Annotated in this window: 24 protein-coding genes; 7 read left to right on the top strand and 17 right to left on the bottom strand. The window is 42.1% G+C overall.

Features of this window, described 5'->3' with window-relative positions; genetic code table 11:
- Positions 1 to 99 precede the first annotated feature (99 nt).
- The gene (locus tag JOD21_RS06695; RefSeq protein WP_204728874.1) at positions 100 to 348 is read right to left on the bottom strand and encodes a hypothetical protein; all 249 of its coding nucleotides are present in this window, start codon (positions 346 to 348) and stop codon (positions 100 to 102) included.
- A gap of 156 nt (positions 349 to 504) precedes the next feature.
- Here JOD21_RS06695 and JOD21_RS06690 point away from each other — a divergent pair, with 156 nt between their 5' ends.
- The 3 genes from JOD21_RS06690 to JOD21_RS06680 are packed head-to-tail and all read left to right on the top strand — an operon-like array spanning position 505 to position 2,305.
- Positions 505 to 1,059, top strand: a complete 555-nt coding sequence (locus JOD21_RS06690) for a DUF4256 domain-containing protein (RefSeq protein WP_204728873.1) — start codon at positions 505 to 507, stop codon at positions 1,057 to 1,059.
- A 40-nt stretch (positions 1,060 to 1,099) separates the two neighbouring features.
- A complete protein-coding gene (locus tag JOD21_RS06685; RefSeq protein WP_204728872.1) occupies positions 1,100 to 1,759 on the top strand; it encodes an alpha/beta hydrolase in 660 nt (219 codons plus the stop codon).
- The gene (locus JOD21_RS06680) at positions 1,760 to 2,305 is read left to right on the top strand and encodes a GNAT family N-acetyltransferase (RefSeq protein WP_204728871.1); all 546 of its coding nucleotides are present in this window, start codon (positions 1,760 to 1,762) and stop codon (positions 2,303 to 2,305) included.
- Positions 2,306 to 2,346: 41 nt separating this feature from the next.
- Here the strand turns inward: JOD21_RS06680 and JOD21_RS06675 are convergent, their stop codons facing one another.
- From JOD21_RS06675 to JOD21_RS06655, 5 genes are all read right to left on the bottom strand, one after another.
- A complete protein-coding gene (locus JOD21_RS06675; RefSeq protein ID WP_204728870.1) occupies positions 2,347 to 3,261 on the bottom strand; it encodes a methyl-accepting chemotaxis protein in 915 nt (304 codons plus the stop codon).
- 222 nt (positions 3,262 to 3,483) lie between these two features.
- Positions 3,484 to 4,035 carry a DJ-1/PfpI family protein gene (locus JOD21_RS06670; RefSeq protein WP_204728869.1) on the bottom strand — a complete coding sequence of 184 codons (552 nt, stop codon included), beginning with the start codon at positions 4,033 to 4,035 and terminating at the stop codon, positions 3,484 to 3,486.
- A gap of 54 nt (positions 4,036 to 4,089) precedes the next feature.
- Positions 4,090 to 4,965: a hypothetical protein gene (locus tag JOD21_RS06665; protein WP_204728868.1), complete on the bottom strand. Its 876-nt coding sequence runs from the start codon at positions 4,963 to 4,965 to the stop codon at positions 4,090 to 4,092.
- 34 nt (positions 4,966 to 4,999) lie between these two features.
- Positions 5,000 to 5,530: a GNAT family N-acetyltransferase gene (locus JOD21_RS06660; protein ID WP_204728867.1), complete on the bottom strand. Its 531-nt coding sequence runs from the start codon at positions 5,528 to 5,530 to the stop codon at positions 5,000 to 5,002.
- Positions 5,527 to 5,940, bottom strand: coding sequence for an NUDIX domain-containing protein (locus JOD21_RS06655; protein ID WP_204728866.1), 414 nt, complete (start codon positions 5,938 to 5,940; stop codon positions 5,527 to 5,529). The genes JOD21_RS06660 and JOD21_RS06655 overlap by 4 nt, the downstream gene beginning before the upstream one ends.
- 80 nt (positions 5,941 to 6,020) lie before the next feature.
- Here JOD21_RS06655 and JOD21_RS06650 point away from each other — a divergent pair, with 80 nt between their 5' ends.
- A complete protein-coding gene (locus JOD21_RS06650; protein ID WP_204728865.1) occupies positions 6,021 to 6,719 on the top strand; it encodes an aspartate/glutamate racemase family protein in 699 nt (232 codons plus the stop codon).
- Complete coding sequence (locus tag JOD21_RS06645; RefSeq protein WP_204728864.1) at positions 6,716 to 7,123, top strand: hypothetical protein; 408 nt, start codon at positions 6,716 to 6,718, stop codon at positions 7,121 to 7,123. The genes JOD21_RS06650 and JOD21_RS06645 overlap by 4 nt, the downstream gene beginning before the upstream one ends.
- A gap of 2 nt (positions 7,124 to 7,125) precedes the next feature.
- Here JOD21_RS06645 and JOD21_RS06640 read toward each other — a convergent pair whose 3' ends face one another.
- The 9 genes from JOD21_RS06640 to JOD21_RS06600 form a co-directional block, all read right to left on the bottom strand.
- Positions 7,126 to 7,410: a hypothetical protein gene (locus JOD21_RS06640; RefSeq protein ID WP_204728863.1), complete on the bottom strand. Its 285-nt coding sequence runs from the start codon at positions 7,408 to 7,410 to the stop codon at positions 7,126 to 7,128.
- A gap of 16 nt (positions 7,411 to 7,426) precedes the next feature.
- Entirely contained in the window at positions 7,427 to 7,888 is a 462-nt protein-coding gene (locus JOD21_RS06635) for a DUF4181 domain-containing protein (RefSeq protein WP_204728862.1), read from the bottom strand.
- A 12-nt stretch (positions 7,889 to 7,900) separates the two neighbouring features.
- Positions 7,901 to 8,350 carry a DUF4181 domain-containing protein gene (locus JOD21_RS06630; RefSeq protein WP_204728861.1) on the bottom strand — a complete coding sequence of 150 codons (450 nt, stop codon included), beginning with the start codon at positions 8,348 to 8,350 and terminating at the stop codon, positions 7,901 to 7,903.
- An 11-nt stretch (positions 8,351 to 8,361) separates the two neighbouring features.
- The gene (locus JOD21_RS06625; RefSeq protein ID WP_204728860.1) at positions 8,362 to 8,967 is read right to left on the bottom strand and encodes a histidine phosphatase family protein; all 606 of its coding nucleotides are present in this window, start codon (positions 8,965 to 8,967) and stop codon (positions 8,362 to 8,364) included.
- A gap of 304 nt (positions 8,968 to 9,271) precedes the next feature.
- Positions 9,272 to 9,424 (bottom strand): DUF3934 domain-containing protein, encoded by a 153-nt coding sequence (locus tag JOD21_RS06620; RefSeq protein WP_204728859.1) that lies wholly within the window; start codon positions 9,422 to 9,424, stop codon positions 9,272 to 9,274.
- A gap of 65 nt (positions 9,425 to 9,489) precedes the next feature.
- Positions 9,490 to 9,933: a MarR family winged helix-turn-helix transcriptional regulator gene (locus JOD21_RS06615; protein ID WP_204728858.1), complete on the bottom strand. Its 444-nt coding sequence runs from the start codon at positions 9,931 to 9,933 to the stop codon at positions 9,490 to 9,492.
- 10 nt (positions 9,934 to 9,943) lie between these two features.
- Positions 9,944 to 10,417: a glutathione peroxidase gene (locus tag JOD21_RS06610; protein ID WP_204728857.1), complete on the bottom strand. Its 474-nt coding sequence runs from the start codon at positions 10,415 to 10,417 to the stop codon at positions 9,944 to 9,946.
- 81 nt (positions 10,418 to 10,498) lie between these two features.
- Positions 10,499 to 11,698, bottom strand: a complete 1,200-nt coding sequence (locus JOD21_RS06605; RefSeq protein WP_204728856.1) for an MFS transporter — start codon at positions 11,696 to 11,698, stop codon at positions 10,499 to 10,501.
- A 1-nt stretch (position 11,699) separates the two neighbouring features.
- Positions 11,700 to 12,701 (bottom strand): ROK family protein, encoded by a 1,002-nt coding sequence (locus JOD21_RS06600; RefSeq protein ID WP_204728855.1) that lies wholly within the window; start codon positions 12,699 to 12,701, stop codon positions 11,700 to 11,702.
- A gap of 158 nt (positions 12,702 to 12,859) precedes the next feature.
- Here JOD21_RS06600 and JOD21_RS06595 point away from each other — a divergent pair, with 158 nt between their 5' ends.
- Positions 12,860 to 13,264, top strand: coding sequence for a hypothetical protein (locus JOD21_RS06595; RefSeq protein ID WP_204728854.1), 405 nt, complete (start codon positions 12,860 to 12,862; stop codon positions 13,262 to 13,264).
- A gap of 26 nt (positions 13,265 to 13,290) precedes the next feature.
- Positions 13,291 to 13,806: a hypothetical protein gene (locus tag JOD21_RS06590; RefSeq protein WP_204728853.1), complete on the top strand. Its 516-nt coding sequence runs from the start codon at positions 13,291 to 13,293 to the stop codon at positions 13,804 to 13,806.
- Positions 13,807 to 13,830: 24 nt separating this feature from the next.
- Here JOD21_RS06590 and JOD21_RS06585 read toward each other — a convergent pair whose 3' ends face one another.
- Both JOD21_RS06585 and JOD21_RS06580 read right to left on the bottom strand, forming a co-directional pair.
- On the bottom strand, positions 13,831 to 14,538 hold the full coding sequence (locus JOD21_RS06585) for an ABC transporter permease (RefSeq protein ID WP_204728852.1): 708 nt from the start codon (positions 14,536 to 14,538) through the stop codon (positions 13,831 to 13,833).
- Complete coding sequence (locus JOD21_RS06580) at positions 14,535 to 15,386, bottom strand: ABC transporter ATP-binding protein (protein WP_204728851.1); 852 nt, start codon at positions 15,384 to 15,386, stop codon at positions 14,535 to 14,537. The genes JOD21_RS06585 and JOD21_RS06580 overlap by 4 nt, the downstream gene beginning before the upstream one ends.
- Positions 15,387 to 15,444 lie beyond the last annotated feature (58 nt).

Here is a 15,444-nt window from a genome sequence, read left to right as displayed (position 1 = left end):
GAGAATTGTCAAGGGAATTTGGTGCGGAGAGAGGCGGCATGGGTGCGCGGGGTCAGAATCCTAAAATCGCCCGAGACCGATCCCCCTCGTTCCAGTCGCCTAACCAGTCAAACTAAAATAGTAATACCCAAACCCCATCACTAAGAAGAAGCTGAACATCACAAATACATTCGCGACAACAAGCAGCCAGTTTCTCGCCATCCCTGCAAATACGACGCCAATTGCCCCAAAGACCATAGACAGAAGTGTAAGCGGCGTTCCAAAATCCAGAATTAAGTTCGGTAACCATACCACTATTCCCAACACAAAAAATACCGCTGAAATGTTCATGTACTTATGATTGATCATGAGCGATCACCCCTTTATACATCTTTGAGAATCATTTCCATTTAAACTTCCCATCAACCTTACCACAGAATGGATGACTTTTACAGATAATCTTCTGAAAAATGGAAGAAGTTCGATTATAATATAACCAGATGAATAAACGATGGAGGTTGTAAAATGGCACTTCTAACAGAGGAACAGCAAGCAGAACTTTTAGCAAATTTAAAAACAAGATTCGGGAAAAATACGTCCCGGCATCCTAATACTGACTGGCAGAGTGTAGAGAAGAAGCTGCTGGCTCATCCTGAAAAGCTATGGTCACTGAATGAAATGGAAGCCTCACAAGGGGAGCCTGATGTGGTCGAGCTGGAAAATGAAAGCGATGGGTTCGTGTTCGTCGATTGTGCCAAAGAAAGCCCAAAAGGCCGCCGAAGTGTCTGTTATGATCATGCTGCTCTTGAAGCGAGAAAAAAATTCCCGCCTGAAGACAGTGCGATTCATATGGCTGATGAGATGGGGATTACATTGTTAAGTGAAGATCAGTATCGCGCCCTGCAAAAGCTCGGAAGCTTTGATCTGAAAACATCCAGCTGGGTGCAGACACCTGAAGCCATTCGCAGCAAAGGCGGCGCGCTATTTTGTGATCGGCGCTATGATGCGGTGTTTGTCTACCATAATGGTGCGGACTCTTATTATGCTGCGAGAGGATTTCGTGGTGTGCTTAAGATTTGAATGACACCATTTCTACATAAACCATTTAAAGGAGAAAAAGATGAACGTTCTTAAGAATACTATAGATTCTACTGAATACACACATATCCAATCAGGATCAGATACCATTTGCTTTATGTTTTCGGGGGCCGGATATAATTATGATAAGCCGCTGTTTTACTATTCAACTTTACTGATGATTGAGAAGGGAATCGACGTTGTACAGATCCATTATTCTTTTGAGCAGGGCTTTCTAAAAAAGCCTTTAGATGAAGTCATTACGGAGATGATGCGGCAAATAGATCCTATCCTGTCAGAAGTGCAGACAAAGCATGAATATTCAAATCTTATCTTTCTCGGAAAATCATTAGGTACTATTCCTATATCATGCTCACTTATGCAAAAAACTGAATATAACGATACAAAAATGATTTTATTAACACCGCTCTTAAAACTGAATCCTGTTTTTGAAGGCATTCTTCAAAGTAAGCATGAAAGAATGCTTGTCATCGGTGATCAGGATCCACATTTCGATCATGGTAAACTGGTTGCTCTTAACCAGACAGCCTCACATACCACAGTGATAAAGAACGCTAATCACTCATTGGACATGAATTCTTATGATACAACCGAATCTATTGCAGCGCTCCAACAAGTGATGAAGGAAATTGAAGGTTTTTTACTTGAGTCGCATAAGGAAGCTGAGCGGGGGAAAAATTAATTGGACTTATCACACAAACCCACAATTACAGGAAAAAAGATTACATTGCGACCATTTACTAGAGAAGATCTTCCAGCCATCAAAAAGTGCCTGACAGACCCCGAAGTCATCGAGCTTACTGGTAGTTCAGGTGATTTTGACGAAAACATCGTTACCACCTGGTATTTGACCCGTAATGAACAGACTGAGCGTCTGGATTTGGCAATTGAATCCCACGCTTCAAATCAGGTCATCGGAGAAGTTGTGGTAAACGAATACGATGAACAGCTGCACAGTATGAATTTTCGCATCATGATTGGTTCAGAGGGAAGAAATAAGGGTTTTGGTAAAGAAGCTTTAGCGCTCCTTGCTGATTATATGTTTGTCAAAACTCCATTGAGTCAACTGACATTAAGCGTCTTATCAATTAATCACCGGGCGCTTCACATTTATGAACAAGCAGGGTTTTTGCCCATTGCTACTGAGAAAACAAAAGTAAATGGGCAATATACAGATGAGATTCTAATGGTTTTGAGCAGAAAAAACTGGCTGGAGAAAAACAAATAGCATGGGAAAGCTTTTCCCATGCTATTTTTGACTAGTTATCCTTAAACAGTACTTGTAATCACCTTTGACTGCTCATCCAGCTTTTTCGCCGAGGTACCAATCACCTCGAAATCTTCTACAGTCGTCTGGATTTGGGCATGGCTATCGTTCACACGCTTCATCACTGAGCCTGTTCCTGACGTGATTTTGTCAACTTCATTGGTGATGGAATCCACCGTCTCTTTGACTTCACTGATTGACTGTTCCACACGTTCCGACAGCTTTCTGACCTCTTTTGCTACCACATCAAATCCTCTGCCATGCTCACCGGCTCTTGCAGCTTCAATTGTAGCATTCAGTGCCAGCAAATTGGTCTGGCTTGCGATTTCACGAATCGTTTTAACCACGCCATTGATTTCATTTGTTTTTTTGTTTAACACATCAAGTGTCTCAGCATTTTCTTCTGATGTGAACTTAATGCCGTCAATATGCTCAAGCAGCTCTTTACTTCTCTCCATCCCCTGCTGTGACCGTTCATAGAGGTTTTCAGAAACGCTTCTTAGCTCTGATGCCATTTCTTTCGTTTTTGTATACTTTACCGTTACATCAGTTGCAATCTTTGTTACACCGATTACTTCACTTTGGTCCTGATTATATACAGGCATGTACGTAGCATCCAGCCAAATTGAATCACCGTTTTTATGCTTTCGTTCGATTTTATCCTGAAACGTTTTACCCTCGAAAAGATCTCTCCAGAACAGTTCATATTCACTACTATTAACAAAATCAGGAAAACATAAATCACGATGCTGCATACCTTCAAGCTCTCTATTGCTGTAACCGACCGTCTCTGCAAAATTATTATTCACATAAGCGACCCTGCGATTTTTATCGAATCTGATTATGGCTAAATTGTCCTCAATCGCTTTAACGACAAGATCATCTGTTACTGCATCTTCTGTATAATGCCCGGTCATATTGATCCCTCCAATGTTAAAATGATGGTAAATAATTTATGTATATAAAGTTTTGTTAAATCAAAATACTTAATCAAGTAATGCTAAAGTCACGCCTTTTTAAGTTCAATACCTCACTCTAAAATCCCTTTAATTTCTAAAAAATAATTTTTGATACTAAAAAAATCTCTTACTTTTTGTAAGAGATTTCAAATGGCGCCTGGATCTGTCCCTGTCTGTCATCTATCTCTGAACGTACCAGTTTTTTTGAAAGTGTAATTGCAACAATTCCCCGTACTTAAAAGCAAAATCAACGAATGCTGAGCCTCTTGCAGTTACAATCTGCCCATCAACAACGGTTGGTGCGTCAACAAAATACGCATCAGTAAATCCCCCTAAGAATGCTCTTTGCTCAGCCGTTAAGCCTGTCGTATATTTTCTATCACATAACACCCCACTTTGAGCAAGCAGGTAAGGCGCACTGGATATCGCTCCAATGATTTTCCCCTGAGCATTGATCCTTTTGATAAAAGCTGAAAGCTCCTTATGGTCAACCAAGTGTTCAAAATCATCAACACCAGGCAGTACAATACTATCAAGCTTTGAAATATCAACTTCCTGAATGGTAGTCTCAGGTATGCAAGGAAGGCCCGCTTCCCCTTTCACCACCTGATGTTCTAATCCTATGTAGAGTACTTTTTTTCCACCCTGCTGCAAAACTGATAATAGTACTGATAATTCGTACTCACTAAATCTTGGATACAGCAGAATCCCTGTGTATGTAGTATCGTTCAAAAAACTTCACCTATATTCTATGTATTTTTGGTGGAGCGGTCAGGGCTGTTCCGCTTATCGGCGATAGACTCTCCTGTTGAACGCACCCCATTCCCGCTCTAATTCATCATCACGAACAATCTTCCATGGATTGAAGCAAGTCTGACCATTTTTATTAAAGTAAAGCGAATCGCCGAGGTAGAAAGCAGCGTGTTGTATAACGTCCTGTTCATCAACCCAGGTAACAATATCTTCGGCCAGTTGACCATCATGCGTCAGTTTGTATTCGGATTTGTTCAGTGCCTCTGCGAATTGATCCTGCTTCATCCAGGTATGAATGACAGTTTCATCACCTGTCGCACTATAAATTGCAGCAGCAAGACAGTTAGCACCGTGCTGATCACTGAAACGATTAGCATAATTTTTCAGGTGAGTGGGAGAGTTTGAAGGGAGCGGATCAGCTTGCCACGCATCCCATAACTGCGCATAATTCATCATTACGTCTTTTCTGACTTCCTCACCAAAAGAACTCCAGAGTGCTTTTTGAATAACGACATACCTTTTATTTTGCACATGAAAAATATGTTCTTCAGGTATAAAGTTAATCGAAGGAAACATCTCTTCCGGGAAAATTAATCCTTTGCGGTTATGAAGCTGACATTCAAGCAACTTCGCTTTTATTTGATCAGGCAGAGAATTTAGCCATAATGGATCAGCAACAATTACACTGCTGACACCTTTTTCTAATGCCCAATACATATAACTATTATTTAATTGAATCGTGTTATAGTCCGAATTCGAAAAAAACTCCTTACGCGTATATAGTTTTACAGCTAATAAATGGCCTTTTAGTTTTTCTAAAACAACTTCATCTAAAAAGAAAAAATCCTGAGGTGGAACATGTGTATCAGCCCATTCTTTTAATTGTATGTCTGTTGGTTTTATCTGCATATGTAAGTCCTCCTTTAACTATTCATCTACAAACCTAATATGGCTCTTCATCGATCCTGATAGACCTGATGGTTCCATTTTTCCAATCCTCAAGCGTCGCCGCATAACAAAAAGCATCATAGACCTCCCCGTTATCGCTTTCCCAGGCATTTCGCAAGTAACCTTCTTTTACAAATCCACTTCTCGTAAATGCTTTTCTCATACCAATATTATCAACCCGTGTATAAGCCTCGATCCTGACCTTTGGATTTGGACGGTCAAACAGATAAGTTTTCAGCCACTCCAAAACTTCAGAACCTATTCCATGGCCTCTGCAGCTCTCTGCCAAGCGCAGATCAAATAAAGGAATCGTATCTTCAATATCATGAATAATCAGTAACCCGCAGATCTGGTCCGCTCTTATTACCCAGAAAGTCTCACGGCCATCCTCGTACCATTTTTCAAGAACAGCCTTTCTAATATCCTTTTCCGATACCGCAACTTCTGCATGAAACGGCCACTCGCTCTCGACCAAAAAAGTAATTAACTCATTTAACTCATTATTGAATTTAACCAACGAAATCATGTTTTTTCCTCTTCCGATGCCCATAAGTCCATAACCTTCACTCCCACTTCTACCGGCTTCACATTAATCACCGCCAGATCACTCAGATCTACCCATAACGGTATATAATCCCCTCGGCTTTGGGGCACTTCTGTATACTCTTCACCCTGTCCTGCTCCGAATATCCCGCCAATGATATGCGCATGAAAGAAATACTGCGTACCTTGATACTGAACCTTTGCAAAACACTCCCCAACATCCACTTCCACGCTCAGCTCTTCAAAAGCCTCTCTTGCAGCTGCTTCCACAGGTGTCTCGCCAGATTCGATTCCGCCTCCCGGAAACACGTAATACACTTCGTGATCTCTGACTCTTTTAATCAGCGCAACTTGCCCGTTTTGAATGATCACCACTGCACTTCTATCTCTCACTGATTAATACCTCCACTTACATGAGCTTTTTACAACACGATAAAAATAGTATACTTGCATGAACAAAGGAGTGATTGGATTTGAAAACAATTGGTCTGATTGGCGGGATGAGCTGGGAGTCCTCAGCTTCTTATTACCGGATCATCAATGAAAAAGTGAAAGCTCGGCTTGGAGGTCTGCATTCTGCTAAGTGCGTTTTGTATAGCGTGGATTTTGATGAGATTGAACGTTATCAGGCAGAAGGTGACTGGGAATCGGCAGGTAAAAGACTGGCTGAAGCAGCTGTTTCACTGGAGAATGCCGGAGCTGATTTTGTTGTGATTTGTACAAATACGATGCACAAGGTCATTGATGACATTGAGAAAAAAGTAAATATTCCTGTTTTACATATAGCAGATGCCACAGCAAAACAAATCCACCAGGCTGACATTCGTAAAGTCGGTTTGTTAGGCACTAAATACACAATGGAGCAGGACTTTTACAAAGAGCGACTAACATCACAGGACATTCATGTACTAATACCAGATCAGGACGCCAGGCATCAGATCAACCGGATAATTTTTGAGGAACTCTGTCTGGGTCAAATCAGGCCTGATTCACGTGACTATTACAAAGCAGTGATTCAGCAGCTCATCAATGATGGTGCAGACGGGATCGTGCTTGGCTGCACAGAAATCGGCTTGCTGATTAGTCCTGAAGACGTTACTGTGCCAATATTTGATACAGCAGAAATCCATGCAACAGAAGCTGTGAAAATGTCTTTAAGAGACTCAACATGAAAATAACTTTTCAGGCATTACTCATCACATTGACGATCGTCACGATCGCGTTTACACTGATTTTCCCTCTTCCGTCACTTGATCTATCTATCATGATCTATTATTTCTATTTTGCAGCAGGACTTCTCCTGACAGCTTTGCCGCTGTCAATCATTGCAAGGCTGATGAATCTCTGCACCTCAGCCCGCCTTGCTTTATACATGGCAGGCGGCTTTGCAGCTGTAACTGCAGTTCTGGGTGCTGATTTCATGATTCCGGTCTTTAGTGCAGTCATCTGCTTCTGGCTGATTGAATCAGTGATGATCCGATTTTCATATAAAGAACAGTTAATGAATCGCATTTCAAACCTATTTATCTTATCTAACGGAGCAGTTATTTCATTTGTTTTTTTCTTTACTTTGTAAGATTAGACAGACTGGATCAGCTTTATGAGTTGATCCTTCTCTTTTTCATCCTCTAAAATTCTGGTGACGATATCATCCTGGAACAGATACTCTCTCAACGCTGCATTTTGATAAATTTTTTCATAGTAAAGTCCATTCTGCTCTATCCTTTTGAACCACGGTTCTTTTTTCAAGCGTTTGATGTTTTTGCGGAATTTGATATCATCAAGATCAATGCCCCCGCCAAATATCAGCCCCAGCACGATGCTTGCAACCAGTCCGGCTGACAGTTTTATCACTTTTAACATGATACACCTCTTTTATTTACATTGGTTTTAAAAACCCAGGCTCAAATGCGCCGAAAAGGCCGGTTGGAATAATGATAACTGCAAGCAGGATAATCAGTCCTGTCTCAAGCAGTGTCAGCTTATAGTTTCTCCGGTTTTCTTGGTGCTTCCATTCCAGATAAGTTTTAATACACTCATCAATAATAAGTAGAACAATAATCCATGGCATAGGATCCAGATACCATTTCAGTTCTCCATCATTAAAGATGATTGGCACCTGAATCACAAAGACTACAATGACTACCGTCAGAATTAAAAAGAACATAATCCGATCAACTTTTTTATGTGTATCATTTATGTAATATCTCTTGAAAGAAGTGTTTTGTGGGTCTACACCCATCGTTCTGCCCACCACCGGGCGAAACAGTAGTAAAACCCCAAATACCACTAGCAACGTCAAGAAAATTCCAAACCCGCCTGCTCCACTTAAAAAATTCACCTAATTCCCCCTTTAAAAATTCAATTCAAAAGCACCAAAGAATCCTGTGCTGAAAATGACAACAGTTAAACATGCAAGAAATCCGATTTCACTCAACGTCACCTTATAATTATTCCCGTTATCTGCATGCTTCCACTCCATGTAGGCTCTTAACAGCTCAGTTAAAGGAAACATGACAAATAACACTGTGTACGTTGCCAGATACCACTTTACTTCTCCACCATTCTTTAGCATGGATATTTGAACCCCTGCCAAAACAATAATTAAAATGATTCCGGCACCTCTAATCATCCAATCAATGATTTTATGATTTTTATTAACGTAGCCGTAGCCCGAAAAAAATTTCTTCTTATCAGCACCGAGTATTCTTGTTATCATCGGACGAAATGAAAAGGCTAAAATGATCGTGACAATCGCTGCGATAAGAAGCACTAACCCACTTGCTCCTTCTAAAAAATTCATCTAATTCCCCTTTACTCATATCTTAAGTGCTCCTGCCTGTTTAAAAACCTCACTATCTTTTTCTCCGCAGTTATTTCCACTAAATGCACTCCGGTGTCACCTGTAGGAAAAGCCGCCTGCGTGGTGATGGGCAGCTCCAGAAAAGACTTCAACAGATTGGAAATCATTCCACCGTGTGAGACGATCGCGATCCTGTCGTACTCCATATAATCATTACATATTTTATGTAATGTCTTTTCTGCTCTCATCCGGAACTCCAGCTCGGATTCTCCTCCTTCAATCGGCACATGGATCGGCCTGCCGCCATCAGGGATCGGATATTTCCTCAGAGCCTCTTCTCTTGTCACTCCTGCAAGCACCCCGTTATTGAATTCCATCAGATCGTTCTCAATCAATAATTCACAGCCTGTATATTCTCTTAAAATAATCGCAGTCTGATGCGCCCGTTTTAACGGACTTGTTATGATCAAGTCAGGTATGAAATTATCTGTGACATATTGGGACATCCTGGCTGCCTGAACCTCTCCGGTTTTAGTTAAAGAGAAATCCGCTCTGCCCTCATGAACATGAAGCAGATCAGCCTCAGACTGACCGTGCCTGATCATTAATAACTCCATACGTCTTCCTCCAACTGGTAATTTTCTATTTTTTCAAACGATTTACATTAATTATAGCAAAATTTGGGTACAGGTGTAGAGAGACTGAAAATATAAACCATCCATTAATTTATCTGATACAACCATCAATAAGCCTAATACTACACTCACAGGTCTGGATAAGACCATTAACCCGGGTGTATCCGACCATCAGCGCGCCAGACACGACCACTAGCAGGCAACATACAACCACCAGCCCTTCCCACCCCTTCAACCACATAAAAAAAGCCCAACCATCCACTATCCTGAATGATCGGGCTTTCACTTATTTGTCTGTGTCCTGATTACCTGAAGGACCTTTTGTTCCCTTACTTGTGTAAGGTTTAAAGCTTTTCGCTTTTTTAGCTTTTGACTGCCAGCGGTTCCAGCCTTTTTTGCCGGTTCCCTGACCTACGCCGCTTTTTTTCGATTTTGCCATCTATTTTCACTCCAAAGAATAGAATACCACATAACACGTTAGTGACTTAAGATACCGGAAGAGCGCTACTGTTCAATCCGGCTCCTCTTCATCTTATCACGAACTGAACCAAGAAGCTTCATCAGCTCGAAATATTCCTCCGGATGAATGCCACATCGTTCAATTGCTTTTTTGATCGCAAGCGCAATCTCATGCTTGGTATTTTTCGCCTGTTCAGTGAGTGAAATGACGACACTTCTTGAGTCGCCTGAAGACCGGTCTTTCGTTACCCAGCCATTTGCAGCCATCCTTGTAATCATCGGATTCAGTGTACCAGTCCCCAGTCTTACCTTTTCACCAAGCTCTTTTTGAGCGGGACCGTCATTTTCCCATAACGCCAGCAGCACTAAATACTGCGGGTAGGTCAGGTTAAATGGTTCGAGCGCTTTCGTATACAGCTTATTGAATTCACCGGATGTTTCATACACTGCAAAACACAATTGCTGATCCAGTGAGAGATAATCGTTCATGCATGCCCTCCTATAATAATGACTTAATATCCTCCTCAATCTTATCAGGAGGGGTTGTTGGCGCGTAACGCTTTACGACGTTACCTTCTTTATCAACAAGAAACTTCGTAAAATTCCACTTAATTTCTTTCGACAGCATGCCTTTTTGCTGATTTTTAAGGTAATCAAACAATGGATGTGTCTCTTTTCCATTGACCTTAATTTTACCAAACATCGGAAAGCTCACACCATAATTGATCTGACAGTGCTCAGTCGTTTTTTCAATATCATCAAATTCCTGATTGTTGAACTGATCACATGGAAAGCCCAGCACCTGAAGACCCTGATCCCCATATGTTTCATGCAGTTTCTGTAAACCTTCGAACTGCGGGGCAAGACCGCATTTGCTCGCAGTATTGACAATCAGCATTGGCTTTCCTTTAAAAGCCTCCATCGTCACTTCTTCGCGATTCGGTTTTTGAACAGTATAATCATAGACAGTCATTTCATTTGCCTCCTCGTAAAATATATATCGTGTACGATCTAATTTTACTTTTCTTTCATAATAGGGACAAGTTTTAATACGTTATGCAGAGACTTTTTCACGTTGAGTCCTAAGTGAATGTAACAATTTGTTCAACCATTCAGAACTCAGGAGCATAGCTGCTACAAACAGAACGACCACTACCGGAAACAGACCAATGGTTGACTGTGCAGCAATCAATCCGAACAGCGGTGGCAAAAAGGTACTGCCAGTGTACGCAACCGCCATCTGATAACCCATGATTGTCTGAGAATGCTCTCTACCGAAGCGGGCAGGCGTTTCGTGAAGCATAGATGGGAAAATCGGTGCGAGACCCAGCCCAACAAGAATGAATCCTCCCAGTGAAAAATAAAGTGGCAACGGTAGAACGAGCAACAATGCCCCTGCCAACGCGATTGCCTGACCCGATCTGATCATGGTTTTATTATTCAATCTAAACGTAACGAACCCTGAAATAAATCTGCCTGCTGTGATGCCTGCATAATACAAAGATACCCATTGGGCCGCAGTAGCAGCCGGCAAGTCCTTCATATTAACAAGAAAGCTTGCGCCCCAAAGTCCGACCAGTGCTTCCACCCCGCAATAGAAAAAGAACGCGGCAAGGGCCAGCTTTACCCCTTTGATTCTAAGCGGGCGCACGCTGTCAAGTTTCTTCTCAACCGTTTCAGACGCTTTCTCAGCAAAGGGTTTTGTCTTCACCTTTCCCCATAAAGGAAGTGTCAGAAATAGTACCAGCACTAAGACAAACTGGATTCCTGCAATCATCAGATACCCATTTCTCCAGGCAGGATCTCCTATGATGAACTGAGCCATAATCACAGGACCAAGTGTTGCCCCGACACCCCAGAAGGAATGAAGCCAGCTCATATGATGCGCATGGTAATGAGTAGCCACATAATCATTCAGCCCGGCATCAATTGCACCCGCCCCAAGTCCAAGCGGAACAGCACATACAAATAACCAGACGATCGATGGTGCGAAGAAAAAGCCGCTAAGCGCCAAAGCTGTCATCAACGTGCTGACAGCAGCTACTTTTCCTGTTCCAAATCTTTTCAGCAACCTGCCGCTGACCAGACTTGAAACAATCGTGCCACCTGCAATCGTCATAAACAGCAGACCTGCCATCTCAATCGGCACATTCAGATCAGGCTGCATAACAGGCCACGCCGCCCCCAGAATGGAATCAGGGAGTCCCAGACTGATAAATGCAAGATAGATAATCAGTAAAAGTAATGTTGCCATTTTATTGTCCTCCCTGCAGTGTTAATAAAAGATCAATCCCGAGCTTCTGAAGTCCATTTAAATAGTCCTGTTCCCAGTTGCTGATTTTCAGCTCAGGCAGATGTTCAGCAGGGATAAACTGTGAACTTGCTGACGTTATTTTCTTCAAGGACTCTTCATCAATATCGTCCTGATTAAAAATGACCGCATTCGGGTTAATCATTGCTGTAAAAGCTGCCACCAATCTGCTGACAGCATCAATCTGTTCATTTGATGTGATCTGACCGCCACCCAGATTCCCACCAAAATTATGGCCGTTATGCTGTGGAACAAAGTATATTTCTCCGGCAAAGTATGTACTTCCACGGACAACTTCCCCATTAACTAAAACACCTGACCCAGGCCCATTTTGACCAGCATAGAGATAAACGAGAGATTGCTTTTGATCTGCATGCTGATAACCCAGTACAGCAGCATTCATGTCATTTTCCACGACAGCCTTCACAGGAAAACGCGCTTCCAGCTCCTGTTTCACATTCATATTTTGAAACTGGTCATAACCCGGAATAAAAATAACCCGTCCCTGATCGACAGCCCCAGGCACACCAACTGAAACTGTTTTAATAGCTGAAAACCGATCGCACATTTTCTCTATAAATTCAGCCAGAGGCTCAATCCCGTTCCCCTTTAAAAAGCTGGCACTACTGCCCTCATCCTTCACCTCACCTGCGCAATTAAATACTGTGTAACGGGTTTCATTCCCTTCCATCAAAACCGCCAGACCAAGCATATAGTCAGCGTTATACACGTAACGCTCCGCCCTTCTGCCACCACTTGACGCATCAAGACCCAGAGACCCAATTTCTCCGTCCTTTTCCATTTCAGCTATCAGTTTACTGATCGTCGGAAAACTGGCATCCACTGTTTTATTTAATTCAACCTTCGTCGCACCACCTGATTGAAGCAGCTTTTTTCTTATAGCAGTTTTAGCTGCTGGCGCAAGGTCGGATGGTTGCTGATACATAAAATCACCTCATCAATACTTATTAAATCATTTAAATAAGTTCTTAAAGTACTATAACACTTATTTTATTCTGTGAATAGAAAAGCCGGGATCGGTTTCATGACCACCTTTTAAAATGCTACAATATGGATATTATGTATCTATTGGAGGTGACTAACTTGTCACAAGAATCAACCCCTCACATTCTTCGCCAACTGCCATCACAACTGATCTCTGCTATTATTACAGCTATCTTATTCACACTCATATTGAACGCGTTTTCTATGTTCCCGGGCAATGATGTGGCTGCGATCTTTTTCACCTTTACTGTAGTTGGACTCATTACAGCAGGCTTGCCCGCAGCTGTGCTGATCCAATGGCTCAAAGACAGGAACCGCCGGAAACCGGGTGAAATTGTAACTCTTCTAATGTACCTAGCTGCAGGTGCGCTTTTTGGTCTGATTTTAGTTGGACTTTTCCGGACACCTGAGCAAATAGTGTTCTTTCTATCTCTTTCAACAGGCTGTGCTGGGCTATTTTATTTGATAGATCGCCTTATCAATCTGTTGAAATCTAAGTTTTAAAACTTTTTACATAAGGAGCGAAGATGATGAAGAAAATCATTATATTGCTGACGATCCTGATAACAGGTGTCGCCGGTTACAGCTATACATATGCTGCTTCCCCAACTGAAAAAGAGACTGATTTACAAGTCGCAGTCATTTCTAACTTACAAGGGGAAAATGGAAGGCAGGCTGCAGTACTGCATTTTACCGTCAAACTGAATCAGGATCAGATACTTGCTAAAGACCACGGCTTTGTCATTGAAGGAATTGAAGGCTGGAAGCCGGATGGTCATTCACTAAAACAGGACGGCATATATCAGGAAATTGATTATACAGGGAATGTAAAAGAAGGATTGACAATTGCGGTGAACCCGTCATTACATACTTCAGATGATGGTTACATCGAGGGAAAAATTGATCTGATACAAACAGAAGGGCAATCGTCTGAAGGCGCTCTGCGTGCAGCCGCTTCAGTTTCTTTTCATTACCGGAGCTATGTGAATGATTTTACGATTACCGATTCCGTCAGTTGGGAAAATAAAAGCGCAGAGGAGAGCTGATGAGGCTCCCTCTGCGCTGTTTTACTACTCATCTTTCATCCGTTTTTTGAATAGTATACTTGCTACTGCAAGCGTGATTATGGTCCATACTGTGATCACTGCCAGGGCAATACCAACATCTGAGGTTTGACCTGCTGCACTATACTCCTCAAGCATAATTAATTGAGCACTTGGCAGCCACTTCAGCACCTCAAGTACAGGATATGTCTCAGCAAGCCCCCTCCCAAGCGGCCCAAGTGAGAATATAACCATGACCGGAAGAATCGCGACTGATGCCTCCATCACTGTTTTGGTAAACAGGCCGCAGATAATTCCAAGTCCGATATAAAAAACAGTTGAGATCATTAGTGCTGATATTAAAATAAGTAGATTTGCAGGCGTGAACCCGAGAATGATCATCGTCAGCGCAACCACCGCAAGTGTAATCGAAAAAACAAGTGCACTTTTACCGATCAGAATATCCGTCATAGATGCCGGTGACATCATCAGACTGCGCAATGTGTTGTTTTCCTTTTCTTCAGCAATCAGGCAGGCCTGAATAAATGTTGTAACAGCGGCAAATGTCATATTAATGGGCAGGAAATAGATATCTAATGTAGACGCACCTGCACTCTGATAGAAGAATGCAAGAAACAGCGGCATCAGCACCATTGTAGATATGGCATAGTTCCGCGAAAACTCCTTATAATCTTTGATAAATATGGCTCTCATTCTTTTAACTGAAACGTTCATCGTAAATCCCTCCCTGTGATCTCCATAAAGATATCGCCAAGCGTCGGTTCATTTGACCAGATTCTCTGAATAAGCTGGTTTCTCATCCACTCTTCAAGCTTACCTGCTGTCGTCAGTTCATTGAGTGGAAGCGTGTGCTGTTCACCACTTGTTAATTCAACGACCATGGACTGGTCACTGTGACGCAGCCTCAGCTCTGAAGGTGTACCAATCGCTTTGATCTTACCTTCATGCAAAAACGCTACGCGGTTGCACAATGTTTCTGCTTCTGCCATGTCATGCGTTGTCAGGAAGATGGTTGTCCCCATCTCATTGAGTTTACGTAACCCTTTATAGATGTGATGAGTGTTGCCAGGGTCCAGTGCAGAGGTCGGTTCATCAAGAAACAAGAGTTCCGGCTTATGCATCAGCGCCCTTGCAAGCGTCACACGCTGGATCATTCCTTTAGAAAGCTTTGAAACCTTCTTCTTTCGTGCATCCCGCAGATTGACAAATGCCAGTGCTTCATCAATCGCATGATCAGGAAGCTTATACAAATCTTTATAGAGACTGAGGTTTTCTTCTACTGAAAGTCTTTTATAAAGTCCACTGTTGTCCGTTAATAGTCCAAAGCGTGATTTGTGATCAGCACGCTTCATTTCATGTACCGGTATGCCGAACACTGAAGCCTTTCCCTTATTATGATCGAGCTGTGCTGTCAGTATTTTAATGAGCGTTGTCTTACCTGATCCACTTGGACCGAGGAATCCGAAGATCTCTCCTTTTTGAACTGAAAAAGATACGTCATCTAATGCGGTAAAGCCTTTAAATGATTTTCCAATATGTTGTACATTGATTTCTGCTGTCATGTTGGCAGCCTCCCTTGTTGATGTCTAACCTAAGTGTAGTCAGATCAACAAAAGTACG

This window comes from Jeotgalibacillus terrae (assembly GCF_016908195.1).
Taxonomy (GTDB): domain Bacteria; phylum Bacillota; class Bacilli; order Bacillales; family Jeotgalibacillaceae; genus Jeotgalibacillus; species Jeotgalibacillus terrae.
This window is presented reverse-complemented; position numbering and strand designations above follow the sequence as displayed.

Coding starts and splice junctions, on each gene's coding strand:
- JOD21_RS06645 (WP_204728864.1), top strand. CDS start 6,716: ATGAAAATAACTTTTCAGGCATTACTCATCACATTGACGATCGTCACG.
- JOD21_RS06660 (WP_204728867.1), bottom strand. CDS start 5,530: ATGATTTCGTTGGTTAAATTCAATAATGAGTTAAATGAGTTAATTACT.
- JOD21_RS06610 (WP_204728857.1), bottom strand. CDS start 10,417: ATGACTGTCTATGATTATACTGTTCAAAAACCGAATCGCGAAGAAGTG.
- JOD21_RS06615 (WP_204728858.1), bottom strand. CDS start 9,933: ATGAACGATTATCTCTCACTGGATCAGCAATTGTGTTTTGCAGTGTAT.
- JOD21_RS06630 (WP_204728861.1), bottom strand. CDS start 8,350: ATGAATTTTTTAGAAGGAGCAAGTGGGTTAGTGCTTCTTATCGCAGCG.
- JOD21_RS06695 (WP_204728874.1), bottom strand. CDS start 348: ATGATCAATCATAAGTACATGAACATTTCAGCGGTATTTTTTGTGTTG.
- JOD21_RS06690 (WP_204728873.1), top strand. CDS start 505: ATGGCACTTCTAACAGAGGAACAGCAAGCAGAACTTTTAGCAAATTTA.
- JOD21_RS06605 (WP_204728856.1), bottom strand. CDS start 11,698: ATGGCAACATTACTTTTACTGATTATCTATCTTGCATTTATCAGTCTG.
- JOD21_RS06625 (WP_204728860.1), bottom strand. CDS start 8,967: ATGGAGTTATTAATGATCAGGCACGGTCAGTCTGAGGCTGATCTGCTT.
- JOD21_RS06675 (WP_204728870.1), bottom strand. CDS start 3,261: ATGACCGGGCATTATACAGAAGATGCAGTAACAGATGATCTTGTCGTT.
- JOD21_RS06585 (WP_204728852.1), bottom strand. CDS start 14,538: ATGAACGTTTCAGTTAAAAGAATGAGAGCCATATTTATCAAAGATTAT.
- JOD21_RS06640 (WP_204728863.1), bottom strand. CDS start 7,410: ATGTTAAAAGTGATAAAACTGTCAGCCGGACTGGTTGCAAGCATCGTG.
- JOD21_RS06580 (WP_204728851.1), bottom strand. CDS start 15,386: ATGACAGCAGAAATCAATGTACAACATATTGGAAAATCATTTAAAGGC.
- JOD21_RS06665 (WP_204728868.1), bottom strand. CDS start 4,965: ATGCAGATAAAACCAACAGACATACAATTAAAAGAATGGGCTGATACA.
- JOD21_RS06685 (WP_204728872.1), top strand. CDS start 1,100: ATGAACGTTCTTAAGAATACTATAGATTCTACTGAATACACACATATC.
- JOD21_RS06620 (WP_204728859.1), bottom strand. CDS start 9,424: ATGGCAAAATCGAAAAAAAGCGGCGTAGGTCAGGGAACCGGCAAAAAA.
- JOD21_RS06590 (WP_204728853.1), top strand. CDS start 13,291: ATGAAGAAAATCATTATATTGCTGACGATCCTGATAACAGGTGTCGCC.
- JOD21_RS06600 (WP_204728855.1), bottom strand. CDS start 12,701: ATGTATCAGCAACCATCCGACCTTGCGCCAGCAGCTAAAACTGCTATA.